At 56.9% G+C, this 11,852-nt stretch carries 8 protein-coding genes and 1 pseudogene; 1 reads left to right on the top strand and 8 read right to left on the bottom strand.

Translation table 11 applies throughout. The annotated features are described in order from the left end of the window. Positions 1 to 66: 66 nt before the first annotated feature. The 4 genes and pseudogenes from dacB to ABE456_RS21285 all read right to left on the bottom strand — a co-directional run. Positions 67 to 1,524, bottom strand: a complete 1,458-nt coding sequence (gene dacB / locus ABE456_RS21300) for a D-alanyl-D-alanine carboxypeptidase/D-alanyl-D-alanine-endopeptidase (protein WP_346645684.1) — start codon at positions 1,522 to 1,524, stop codon at positions 67 to 69. Between the two features lie 215 nt (positions 1,525 to 1,739). After that, a complete protein-coding gene (locus ABE456_RS21295) occupies positions 1,740 to 2,084 on the bottom strand; it encodes a YggL family protein (RefSeq protein WP_004376110.1) in 345 nt (114 codons plus the stop codon). Between the two features lie 41 nt (positions 2,085 to 2,125). Next, positions 2,126 to 5,758 carry a transporter substrate-binding domain-containing protein gene (locus ABE456_RS21290; RefSeq protein WP_346645683.1) on the bottom strand — a complete coding sequence of 1,211 codons (3,633 nt, stop codon included), beginning with the start codon at positions 5,756 to 5,758 and terminating at the stop codon, positions 2,126 to 2,128. A gap of 8 nt (positions 5,759 to 5,766) precedes the next feature. Next, positions 5,767 to 5,847: pseudogene (locus ABE456_RS21285) on the bottom strand (DNA-binding response regulator); the annotation flags it as partial. A 53-nt stretch (positions 5,848 to 5,900) separates the two neighbouring features. Between ABE456_RS21285 and ABE456_RS21280 the strand changes: the two are divergent. Continuing rightward, on the top strand, positions 5,901 to 7,451 hold the full coding sequence (locus tag ABE456_RS21280; RefSeq protein ID WP_346645682.1) for a recombinase family protein: 1,551 nt from the start codon (positions 5,901 to 5,903) through the stop codon (positions 7,449 to 7,451). A 465-nt stretch (positions 7,452 to 7,916) separates the two neighbouring features. On the opposite strand, the gene ABE456_RS21275 is transcribed toward ABE456_RS21280, so the two are convergent. The 4 genes from ABE456_RS21275 to ABE456_RS21260 all read right to left on the bottom strand — a co-directional run bounded on the left by ABE456_RS21275 (position 7,917) and on the right by ABE456_RS21260 (position 11,781). Next, positions 7,917 to 8,264 (bottom strand): hypothetical protein, encoded by a 348-nt coding sequence (locus ABE456_RS21275; RefSeq protein WP_346645681.1) that lies wholly within the window; start codon positions 8,262 to 8,264, stop codon positions 7,917 to 7,919. Between the two features lie 299 nt (positions 8,265 to 8,563). Beyond that, entirely contained in the window at positions 8,564 to 9,118 is a 555-nt protein-coding gene (locus ABE456_RS21270) for a recombinase family protein (RefSeq protein ID WP_346645680.1), read from the bottom strand. A 142-nt stretch (positions 9,119 to 9,260) separates the two neighbouring features. Further along, positions 9,261 to 9,488, bottom strand: coding sequence for a hypothetical protein (locus tag ABE456_RS21265; protein ID WP_346645679.1), 228 nt, complete (start codon positions 9,486 to 9,488; stop codon positions 9,261 to 9,263). 1,108 nt (positions 9,489 to 10,596) lie between these two features. After that, positions 10,597 to 11,781: a hypothetical protein gene (locus ABE456_RS21260; RefSeq protein ID WP_346645678.1), complete on the bottom strand. Its 1,185-nt coding sequence runs from the start codon at positions 11,779 to 11,781 to the stop codon at positions 10,597 to 10,599. Positions 11,782 to 11,852 lie beyond the last annotated feature (71 nt).

Below are 11,852 nucleotides of genomic sequence, written 5' to 3'. Positions count from 1 at the left end.
GTTCAAGGCCTGTGCGGTCCTGTGGGAGCGGCTTTAGCCGCGAAAGGGTCGGTACGGGCTGATGAGTCAGTTGGCCGCGGTGCTGTTAGCCAGCTTCGGCTGGCGATACAGGTCCAGCAGCACCTGGTCCAGCACCTGCGAGGCGCCCCATGGTTTCGGGTCATTGAGGATCGCTGCCACTGCCCAGGTGTGGCCGTTGCTGTCACGGCTGAAGCCGGCAATCGCCCGCACGGTGTTCAGCGTGCCGGTCTTGATGTGCCCTTCGCCGGTCATGGCAGTGCGCTTCAGGCGCTTGCGCATGGTGCCGTCCATGCCCACCAGTGGCATCGAACTCATGAACTCGGCAGCGTAGGGGCTCTTCCAGGCGGCCTGCAGCATTTCGGCCATTTCCCGGGTACTGACTCGTTCGGCGCGCGACAGGCCGGAGCCGTTCTCCATCACCAGGTGCGGCGCGGTAATGCCCTTTTTCGCCAGCCACTGGCGCACCACACGCTGGGCGGCGCGAGCGTCGTCACCATCGGCATCGGTGCGGAACTGCGCGCCAAGGCTCAGGAACAACTGCTGGGCCATGGTGTTGTTGCTGTACTTGTTGATGTCGCGGATCACTTCCACCAGGTCTGGCGAGAAGGCGCGAGCCAGCAGGCGTGCGCCCTTGGGCACGTTTTCGATGCGGTCGCCGCCCTGGATGCTGCCACCCAGCTCGTTCCAGATCGCGCGCACGGCACCGGCGGCGTAGGTGGGGTGGTCGAGCAGCGACAGGTAGGTTTGCGAGTTGCAGCCGTCACCCAGCTGGCCGCTGACCGTTACGCTGATGCCATCGGCTTGGGGCACCGGGTTGTAGCGCACATCACCGGTGCACTGTTTCGATGCCACCGCCTTGACCTGGTTGTCGATGCGGATGCTGGCAATCGGCGGCTCGACCGCGATGGTGACTTTGCCGCCATCGTTGCGGGCCACGAAGCGCAGGGCTTTGAGGTTGACCAGCAGCGAGTCGGGCTTGACCAGGAACGGCTTGTTCTCGTCGCCGCCATCGTCGTTGAACTGCGGCAGGTTGGGCTGCACGAAATGGCTGCGGTCCAGCACCAGGTCACCGGTGATGGTGCGCACGCCATTGGCGCGTAGGTCACGCATCAGCAGCCACAGCTTTTCCATGTTCAGTTTCGGGTCACCGCCACCTTTGAGGTACAGGTTGCCGTTGAGCACGCCATTGCTCAGGGGGCCGTCGGTGTAGAACTCAGTCTTCCACTGGTAGGTCGGGCCAAGCAGTTCGAGGGCGGCGTAGGTGGTGACCAGTTTCATGGTCGAGGCCGGGTTCACCGACACATCGGCATTGAACACGGTCGGCGTACCGGGGCCGTCCAGTGGCAGCATCACCAGCGACAGCGCCGTGTCCTGCAGCTTGTTGGCCTTGAGGGCTTGCTGCACCTTGGCGGGCAGGGTGGTATTGACGGCAGCAGCCTGGCTGGGCAAAGCGAGTGGCAACAGCAGGCCGGCAAGAACGAGGGGACGAAGCGTTTTGATCATAGCGATTAAATACCCTGCAGCGAGGGAAAAGGGCATTGGGGCTGTAAGAGATGATGGCCCCACGACGTAAAGAGTACGCATTATGCCCCAAGCGCAGCGACGATGCGCCTCGTTCGACGGAAAAGCATCCGCCAATGAAAAAGGCCACCCCGAGGGGTGGCCTTTTCAGCGATCAAACTTTTCAGCGATCGGCTTTCAATCAAACTGGGCCGGTATTACTCAGCCTTGTTGATTGGCTTTTCCGGGTACCAGGCGTCCAGCAGCGGGCTGACTTCGATCTTGGTCAGTTCGCTGCGGCCTTTGAGCCAGGCTTCAACGGCTGCGCGCTGCTCTTCGCTGACCGAGCCGCGTTTGACCGAGCACACCAGGCCGAAATCGTCACCGCCTACATAGTCCAGGCCGTTGGCATCCATGGCTTCAGCCAGGAACGCGTCGAGGAAAGCATCGATTGCCTGGTCATCCAGATCTTCCTTGAATTCCAGGTTCAGCTCGAAGCCCAATTCCTGAAACTCGTCGACACACAGCTTCTTGCGCAGACGACGGGAGCGGTTTGTGGCCATGAAACAATCCTCTTAGGTAATAACGCCGCGCAGTCTACCAGTTAACACGCCTGGTTGCCTGCCTGAGTGCAAGTAGCTGTGGCCAGTTCCTTGGCCAGGGCGCGTTCTACACGGCACATGTGCCGTGCCAGTGCCTGGCGCCGCAGGCGTAACAGGGCTGTCGGCAAATCGCTGGCTTCCAGGGCTTCGCAGGCTTCCATCAGGGCGGGTGCTTCCAGCATCCGCGCGGCACTGAGTACCTTGTGTGCCTGTTCGGCAATGGCAGTTGCCTGGTGCTCTGGTTGTAGCGCCATCAACGTGGCCAGGTCTGCCTGCAGGCTCTGCTGCAAGGTCTGCAGGAAGCGCTGGCGATCATCGGGGTCATGGCCGACGACCGCAGCCAGGCCGTCCAGGTGGTACAGCTTGCGCCGGGGCTTTTGCTTTCGGCGTGGGCGGATACCGGCCAGGCGCTGGCTGAGGGTACCCAGGCTGATTGGCTTGAGCAGGCAGTCGTCCATGCCAGCGCTCAGGCACTTGCGGCGTACTTCGGGCTGCGCGTTGGCGGTGTAGCCGAGGATGGTACAGCGCGGTCGCTTGCCATGGCGCTCTTCGGTACGCACGGCGGTTGCCAGTTGGTAGCCATTCATGTGCGGCATGTTGCAGTCGAGCACCAGCACATCGAAGTTGCCTGCCCGCCAGGTGGCCAGGCCTTCGCGGCCGTCACGGGCGCAAGTGTGTTCCAGGCCCAGGTAGCCAAGCTGTTGCGCCATCAGTTGCAGGTTGGCCGGATGGTCGTCGACCACCAGCACGTTCAGCCGTGGGTCGGGTACTTCGAGGTTCTCGATCTGCGGTGCCGTCTGCGTTGCTGCTTCAAGCCGCTGCAGCGGCATCTTCAGGCGCACCTGGGTGCCGACATCTTCCAGGCTTTTGATGGTCAGGCTGCCGCCCATCATTTCACACAGGTTACGGCAGATAGCCAGGCCCAGCCCGGTACCTGCGCGGGCGCCCTGGCTATGCGGGTTGGCCTGGATGAACGGGTTGAACAGGCGCTGCAGGTCATCGGCGTGGATACCGATGCCACTGTCGCGCACTTCCAGTTCCAGCAGCGCAGGCGTGCTGATGCCGTCGTCCAGCAGGCCGACGCAGATACGCACCTGGCCATGCTCGGTGAACTTGATGGCGTTGCTGACCAGGTTGGAAAGTACCTGCTTGAAACGCAGGGGGTCGAGCCATGCATGGCAGCGCGCTGCCGGCGCGATCGTCACCTCCAGTGCGAGGCCCTTCTGCCGTGCCTGCCCCTCGAAAATACGGCCCACGGACTCGACCAGGGCTGCCAGGTCGACGGCCTCCGGCGCGAGGGACAAATGCCCGGACTCGATGCGCACGATGTCGAGGATATCGCCGATCAAGCCCAGCAGGTCCTTGGCCGAATGATGGGCCAGTTCCAGTGCGCTGCGGTCCACTCGGCCCTGGTCGGCGCGCTTGACCGCAAGCTCAAGCATGCCGATCACCGCATTCATCGGGGTACGGATTTCATGGCTGATAGTGGCCAGGAACGTGCTTTTGGCGCGGTTGGCATCGTCGGCCTGCTGTTTGGCCTGGCGTAGCTCCATCACCAGTTGGCGGCGGTCACTGATATCGATCCAGCCGCCAATGATGCCCTGCACCTCGCCCAGCGAGTCGCGGTAGGGGAGTATCCAGTGATAGATGGTCAATTCCCGGCCTTTTATGCGAAGAGGCCGGTCCATGATGAGCGGCGAACCCGCTGCCATTACCTTCAGGTAATCGGCCTGAATCTGACGGGTCTGCGCGCAGTCCGCGAACAGGCTGGCGTCCAGGTGTTTGCCGATGATTTCTTCGGAGCGAGCCTGGACGGCCTCCAGGTAGCTGTAGTTGCAGCTCTTCAGGCAGCCCTCGCGGTCACGCACGTACATAGGGTGGGGTGTGCCATTGAGCAGGGCGCGCATGAACGCCAGCTGGTCATTCAGCGCACGTTCGGCATGCTGGCGCTGGCGAATCCGCAGGCGCAGGCGGGCGTTCCAGAGCAAGGCCAGCAGCAAAAGCACGGCCGTGCCCAGCACCACCTGCAGTGCAAGGCGCCGGTGGCCCTGGCTGTTGTTATCTTCTTGCAGGCCAAAGCCGCGCCAGCGGTTGTTGATCACCCCCAGCTCTTCCGGCGAGATGCTCATCAGCGCTTTGTCGAGGATCGACACCAGCACCGGTGACGGGGCACTGGTGGCCATGGCGAAGTTGGCAGGTTCGCTGCCGACCGTGGTGCGGATGATCAGCTCGGGGTTGCCGGCCAAGGCGTGGTTGGCGTCGATCAAGGTGGTGATCACCGCATCGACGGCACCGCTGTTGAGCAATGCCATGGAATAGAACGCGCTTTCTGTCTCGACCCAGCCGATCTGCGGGTAGTGCCGAGAGAGCATGGCGTCCATGGCGCTGTAGCGGGTGATGGCGATGCGATGCCCCTGCAACTGCTCCAGCGAGCGTAGTGCTTTGTTGCCCTTGCGGCTGACCAGTACATAGGCGCTTTCCAGGTAGGGGCGGCTGATTTGCAGGTTGTCCTCGGCCACCCCACCGGTGGCCAGCGCGGCGATGACATCGGCCCGGTCATCCTTGAGGCGGGCAACCATGTCGGCGATGCCGGTGGCGCGCTGCACTTCGAAGCGCAAACCGGTGCGCAGGCGAATGAGCTCCAGCAGGTCGGCAGTGATACCACGGAAATGCCCCGAGCCATCGAAATAGGACAGCGGTGCAGCCGTGTCATCAACCGCCACGCGCATCACCGGGTGTTGCTGTAGCCATTGCTCCTCGGCCTCGCTCAATTGCAGTTTGCGATCGGTCAGCAACAGATCGCTACCCGCGCTCCAGCGTTTGAAGATACTCGAGCGCATGGCCTGGGTCTGGCTGTCCAGGATGCTGTTCACCAGCTCCATCAGCAGCGTGTCCTGCTGGCGCAGGGCAAAACCGAAGCCGATGGCCTCGTGCTTGCCGAAATTGGCCATGCGCAGGCGTGGCAGGTGGCCGCGGTTGAGCTGGTAGTGCGTGGAGATGGTGTCGCCGATGAACACGTCGGCCTGGCCGAACGCCACGGCATTCAGGGCCTGGCTGGAGGAGCCGAAAGCCAGTAGTTCGGCCTTGGGGTAGGCGCCGTGCACTTCCTGCTTGGGCAGGTAGTGGTAGAGCATGCCCAGGCGCATGCCGGTCAGGTCCATGTCCAGCGTCCGGCTTTCGTCTTCACGTGTAACCAGCACCGGCTGGTCAATGGCATAGGGGTGCGACAGCGCCAGGCCATCGCTGGCCGCTTCGTAACCGTTGGCGCTGCCAAGCAGGTCGATATCGCCATGCCTGAGCGCCTCCACCGCCGCCTGCCGGCTGGAGAAGCGCAGCACCCGCACCGGCAACTGCAAGGCCTTGCCGATCAGGCTCGCGTACTCGGCAGTAAGCCCTTGGTAGTCACGGCCGCCACTGGTGATGTCGAACGGCGGGTAGTCCGGTGCCGACGTTCCCAGCACCAGCTCCTGGCGGCTTTCCAGCCATTGCTGTTGTTCGGCCGTGAGCACAGGTTGGGCCGGCCTGGCCGATGAGCGTGCCAGCAACGCATAGGATGAGGCTTCGTGATAGGTAGCCTGTGTTACGCCGCTGAACAGCAACAGGGCGAGCAGCAGGCGTGCAATTGGGCGGGCCATGACCACCCTCAGACCAGTGCGTTGCGTTTGGCCATCTCGATCAGGTCGACCAGCGTATTGACCTGGAGTTTGTGCATGAGGCGCTTCTTACAGAGTTTTCACATGTTTACAATATGCTCTTGATCTGGGTCAGGAGGGCGCCATGCCTACCGCTTTCAGCTATGCACGTTTCTCTAGCTCCACTCAGAAGAAGGGCAGCAGCCTTGAGCGCCAAGAGAAGATGGTTGCTGACTGGCTGCTTCAGCATCCTGAGTACCATCGCAGCGAGCTTAGTTTTCGGGACTTAGCCAAAAGCGGGTGGAAGGGTGAGCACATCAAAGACGGTGGCGGGTTTGCCAAATTGCTGGCGGCTGTTGAGGCTGGGGCGATTCAGTCAGGCGACGTTGTACTGGTTGAGGCCATCGACCGTGCAGGGCGATTGCACACTGGCGATATGCTGGGCAAGGTCATACTCCCCATCGTGAAGGCGGGGGTTTCCATCATTACGCTGGACGATGGTGCTACGTATGACTGGGCGTCGATCAACACACCACAGAGTCACCTGCTGCTTGCAAAAATTCAGGCAGCACAACAATACAGTGACAACCTGAGTCGTCGGCTAAAGGGGTCGTATGATTCGCGTCGTAGGTTGGCTAAGGAAAAAGGCAAAACCCCTAAGCGTCATACGCCGGTATGGCTCACTTCTGAGGGGGTTGTGATTCCAGAGATTGCTGAGCAGATTAAAATGGCTTTCGAGCTTTATACGTCAGGGCTTGGCAAGGCTGTGATAGCCAAGCGAATGCGTGAATCTGGCGTCGCTGTACTGGCCAAGACGTCTGGTCCGGGTGTAGAGGGTTGGCTTCGCAATGAAGCCGTGGTAGGGCGCTGGAATGGCTCTGATGTGTATGAGCCAATCGTTGACCTGTCGCGGTATCAGCTTGCACAGATCGAGGGCGAGAGACGAAAGACCGCGCCAACTGCCAAGACTGCCACGCACTTCTATGTCGGGCTTGTGAAGTGTGGAAGTTGTGGAGGCAACTTCATTATGCGCACCATCAAGGGTGTGCAAGTGAGCATGAGGTGCAGGAAGCGGCAAGAGTTGAAAGGCTGCGACAACAAGAAGGTGATACCTAAGGTTGTCATTGATGCTGTCTACCGATATACCTCAACACCTGCTGCCCGTAAGGTGGTTGCACACGAACACAGAGGCGTGAACGAAAAAGCGATCATCGCAGCTGAGGCGAAGGTGTTGGAGCTATCGAAAGGGATTGAGGCCATGGTGAGGGCCTTTAGTGAAGCGATGGAGATTCCTGAGGTGGCAGGACGGATTCAGGCAATGCACGCAGAGCGGGAGGCCGCTGAGCGTGAACTGACCTTGCTCAAAGTGACTGTAGAGCGCCCGCCAACGAACTGGAGAGTGCAGGGGAGGGTGGATGACCTTGGAAGGACTGACCCACAGCGCCTTGCTGCCATGCTTCGCAGTGTCGGGTACACCATCACCATTCACCCTGATGGTAGGCTGTGCACATCTGAGTCAGAGACTGTGTATCGCTACGCTGGTGTTGATCGGCGTGAGGATATGTACAGGCTTGCGGTGGTTGGGGGTAAGGAGTTGCTTGTATCCAAAATCCCTGAAGAAGAGTTTGATGAGTGGTGGGAGCCGGGTGATGGGGATGAGGTGATTGAGTCAACGTACACTGATGGCTCTGAGTGAGTTGCAGCCGCACACTGTCAGATGAATCATGGTCACCAAAGTGGCTGGAGGCCACGTATTCCGTGGGTTAGCGTGCTGCTGATTCTGTTAGAATCACATCAGATAATGGGTGGTTCTTTTTCCAGCGGGCATGAAAAAGCCCAGCGGGTTAGGCTGGGCTAGGGTAATCGGTGTCGTCTACATCAACTTGTCGTAACCCCAGTTCTTCAAGTAGTTCAGGGCTGCTGTGTTGTCTACGCACTCATACTTTGTTTTGAGGTCGTGTACCAGCCTCCCTTGCTTAGCCATCTCACTAGAGAAACTGAAAGGAAATCGCTTCTCGTATTCCTTCACATAGTCTTCACATTGACTCTCTGTTGCGTGTTCCTTATTCAGCACGCGGCTGATTTCACACTGGGAGGCGCTATCGTTGATTGCGTAACATAAAGTCATAATTGCAAAAAAGGACATATGCAGTACCTTACGTTATTCCTCTACCGAAGGCTCAATCAAACCCATCTTCACCTTGTGGTTACGAAGCTCGCCTTGTGCGGCTGCTAGCTGGCCTTCCAAATTCTTCACTGCATTTTCTAGGAATTTCAGCAAGCGTTGATTACGGTCGTCGCGCTCTTGGGCTTCGAATTCAGCAAGGAGGCTAGCACCCGTGCGGCTGGTGGCCTTGGTATCCGATTCGCCAGCTTCTCCCAACCATGCTTTCAGAATTTGGTAGGCCGGCTTGTGGTCGCGCTTCTTGCAGAACACGGTGATACCGTCGCCGGAAGCCTTGTACTCAGCAATGATAGCCGCCTTCTGCTCGTCGGTGTACCTAGCCATTTGTGTAACTCCTGTGCTGAATTTGTGTTGTGAACCTTAAGGTGAATCGTAACACTCAATGTGTGATTTCTGGGAGGGGTGATTCTGTAGGAATCCCAAATTTCTACCGAGAACAGGTTGCACATTCGATGTGCTTTCACTTTCTGGTGGCAGAAATAACGTATGGCAGTAGGCGCTGGCGCGTGTAGCCAGAAAACCAGCTGATGGGCTTAGCCCAGTTGGAAGGCCGACTTCTGAAAAGCTGAATGATTCTCAAATAAGTTGTGGCCACATCTGCATAGTGACTGGCCACCTCATGGTCACGCTACAGGCAAGATGTTCTTCTTAGCACGTTGTACAGTGGATGGGTTCACACCCAGTTCAGCGGCTACAGCACGGACGCTCTTACCCTCATTCAGCAGGGCTAGGATGGCGCTGTCATCCACTGTCTTAACTCTTCCTTTATAGACGCCACGCTCCTTGGCCTTGGCGATTCCCTCACGCTGGCGCTCCTTCATCACTTCCCGTTCAAACTGGGCAAAGCTCCCCATCATGTTCAACATGAGTTTCTGCATGGGCGAATCGTCGCCAGTGAACACCATGGATTCCTTATGGAAATTCACATGCACACCTTTGGCATTCAGGTCGGCAACGATCTTGAGCAGGTCGGCCATAGAACGTGCAAGGCGGTCGATACTGTGAACGTGTACCACGTCACCTTCTCGCACGTAATCAATCATGGCGACCAGCTGAGGACGCGCTGTGGTGGCGCCAGAGAGCTTGTCAGTGAACGTCTTATCAAATGTCATCCCGTCAAGCTGTCGCTCAGTGTTCTGAATCTCAGTGCTAACCCGGATGTACCCAACGTGTGCCATTTCTGCCTGCCTGTATGCTTTTGCTTCTAGATGTGGAAATTGTAGGTGTGTGCATTATCGAAGTCAATCCTAATGCATACGCATTCCAGAACCTTTCTGTATGCACCGGCTGTATGGCCTAGACCAGGGTTGTAAGCACACATCAAGCCGATGTGAAAGAAGCCAAGCAACGTTGACCCAGCGGAGTGAGCGCCACGTTATCGAGAACGAAGGTGTTGAGGGTCGATATGACGGTGCCTGTGATGAAGCGTTTTTCGTACAGGGACTGGTAAAGACCGTTCGCACCAATTTTCTCCTTGCACTGGGTAAGTGTCCCAGCGGCAATCGAGGCTAAGACTGTGTGGAGGTCGGTTTCGTTGAAGTCGGTCATTGCGCTTGCTCCTAATGGGGTGGAGGCACATTGACATATCGAAAGGGGGCTGAGCAACAGAAAAAGTTGACAGGATGTATCGTTTCGTGCTTGTGGTTGCTTGTAATGCCACCCTCACTCTGGAAATTTAACTTTATTTGACAAAAAGTTGTTGTTACGGGGAACGAATTTTGCCAAGCATTCCGCCCAATCCATTAAGGGCCATTCAATGAACACGGCCTTTCTGAGGCTATTGGACGGGCAGGGGACCGCCGCTAATACGGCATTGGCACCTGCCTTGGTGCATGTTTCCCATACTTTTCAATGTGGTTTCGGATGGGTTTCTGAGGGTTGTTCAACACTGAAAACAGCACTTATACCACTAATGGGATGTGTAAAGATTCTTGACAGTGAAGCAACTTTTGTAAGATACTTCGTATCAGCGAAGTGTCTACACTCCTACTGGAATTGTGCCAGCGGAGCGAGAGAATGTAGATGCACCGCTATCTGTCAGGATGACACTTCCAACAACCACTGCAACACAATACGAAAAAGCTTTTGCTCTTGAATTGTGTCGGACGTAATGCTCCGCATTGATCCTTGTGCAAAATTGAGTTTGGATGTTGGGGATCAACATCAGCTTGATCATGCTTGCTACGTTCCTTGTGCAGAATATGAGGAAGCCCTCAGGATGCTTCCTGAGCGTGTATCCCTTGCCGTTAGTGCGTTGGTATAGGCTCTGCCTGAAAGCCTCTGTAATCGCTTCCTGTTGGATTACAGGAAGGGATATTTTGATTGTGGTGAGAGGGTGGTGTATTGAGACAATTGCCACCTCCCTGCTGATTAGTCTTGTTACTGACATTGTTTCTCCTGTTGTACTTTCCGCACACTTACCCCAACCATTAACAAACTCATCCAAGAGTGAAGGCCATATGGCTACGCCATGATCGAGGCTGTCAGCGTCAAAGCTACGCTTTGGGGTTTAAATATGATGTGCAGCAATGGTCATTTTCTCTGAGTGTGAAACGCTGTAGCCCTTACGCCATGCGGCTTACAGGCTGGGTGGGTACTCTCAAAGTGTGTCAGATTCACATCAGATAATGGCTTGTTTTCAGTTTGTCAGCGTGTGTCAGAAGGGCCTGAATTCTTCGCCGGTGAACACCACTTCACTTGCCAATCTTTCAAGCAACTGCTTACGAGAAGCGATGATGTAGGCTTGTGCATCAGCCTTTTCGATATCCTCATAGCATGTGGCATTCATTGGGATAGCGCGTGGCTTGGCTTCGGCCATCAGCTGTGCAAACTCTTCTTGAATGTCGTCACGATCTACACCTTGCAGCAAATCAAACATCGTCTTCAAAGATGGCTCAGAAAACTTGGCCAGCATGAATACACCGTCTTCAAAGTGAGTGATGCACTTCGATAGCTTGGCAGCTACGTCTTCAAGGGAAACGTAGTGGGTGGCCATACGCTCAATCTCTTCAATCAAGATGCACGCTGCAACGCTCTTACTGAATACCGGAGTAAAGGTGTTCTGGCTTCCTGTAAGCTCCTGTACGAGCTTTTTAAGGGCAACTGAGGTGATACGTCCGCTTTCCACTTCTGCACGCATAGCGGCTTGTTTGGCGTCCTCAGGATCGAGCAGGGACAGTGCCTTACGCTGGTTTGTGAAGTAGAGGCTGTCTTTCAGATTAAGTGCCTTGACCACACGCTTCAAGCGATCAACACCAACGTAATTTGCAATTTGCATGATACGGGTGTCGAAGTCTGTAGCCTTGGTGGCAGCTGGGGAGGCTTGGAGTTGTGCTAGTGGGATGGCTACACCAGTTTCAATGGCGTGGAATGCACCGGCTTGGCGGTTGAGGTGGGCAAGGCCGGTAAAGATGTTGCTGTGGTGCAGAGCGCCGCCAGCTGCTACGGGAGTGCTGTGGCAGGTTGCATAGAAACCTCTTACACCTGATCCAAGGTTGGCTTTCAGAGTGCGCTTGTGCACGGCCAGCGTAGCGGCCAGTTCTTCGTCGCTGTCTTTGCAAAGGTCGAGGATGCCAAGGCATCCAGCACGTTGCACATCTTCACAGAGCCAGATAAGGACTGGGGAGGCTGGGAATGGTTTTACAGCTTTCTTGGTGGAGGCTGTACGACGTTGTGCGGCTGTCTTGTGGTTACCGCAGAATTCGGCCTTGTTGCCGTTCTTGTCAATCTTTCCAACTGTGGAGGCCAGTGCTTTAGATTGGCAGCGTTTCGCGCCCTCTGGCTTGAAACAGCATTGAACGCGGATTGTCTTAGTTTGTGTTGTTTGTGTTGCGTGTGTCATGAATAGCTCCTGTCAGGTCAGCTTGAGTGGTTGTGATTTCGTAATGAGAAAGGCGGCACTGCTTACAGCAG

It is taken from the genome of Pseudomonas sp. TWI929, assembly GCF_039673335.1.
Taxonomy (GTDB): Bacteria; Pseudomonadota; Gammaproteobacteria; order Pseudomonadales; family Pseudomonadaceae; genus Aquipseudomonas.
This window is presented reverse-complemented; position numbering and strand designations above follow the sequence as displayed.

Excerpts from the sequence above, each read along its gene's own strand:
- ABE456_RS21270 (WP_346645680.1), bottom strand. The coding sequence starts at position 9,118 with ATGGCACACGTTGGGTACATCCGGGTTAGCACTGAGATTCAGAACACT.
- dacB (WP_346645684.1), bottom strand. The coding sequence starts at position 1,524 with ATGATCAAAACGCTTCGTCCCCTCGTTCTTGCCGGCCTGCTGTTGCCA.
- ABE456_RS21265 (WP_346645679.1), bottom strand. The coding sequence starts at position 9,488 with ATGACCGACTTCAACGAAACCGACCTCCACACAGTCTTAGCCTCGATT.
- ABE456_RS21275 (WP_346645681.1), bottom strand. The coding sequence starts at position 8,264 with ATGGCTAGGTACACCGACGAGCAGAAGGCGGCTATCATTGCTGAGTAC.
- ABE456_RS21260 (WP_346645678.1), bottom strand. The coding sequence starts at position 11,781 with ATGACACACGCAACACAAACAACACAAACTAAGACAATCCGCGTTCAA.
- ABE456_RS21280 (WP_346645682.1), top strand. The coding sequence starts at position 5,901 with ATGCCTACCGCTTTCAGCTATGCACGTTTCTCTAGCTCCACTCAGAAG.
- ABE456_RS21295 (WP_004376110.1), bottom strand. The coding sequence starts at position 2,084 with ATGGCCACAAACCGCTCCCGTCGTCTGCGCAAGAAGCTGTGTGTCGAC.
- ABE456_RS21290 (WP_346645683.1), bottom strand. The coding sequence starts at position 5,758 with ATGGCCCGCCCAATTGCACGCCTGCTGCTCGCCCTGTTGCTGTTCAGC.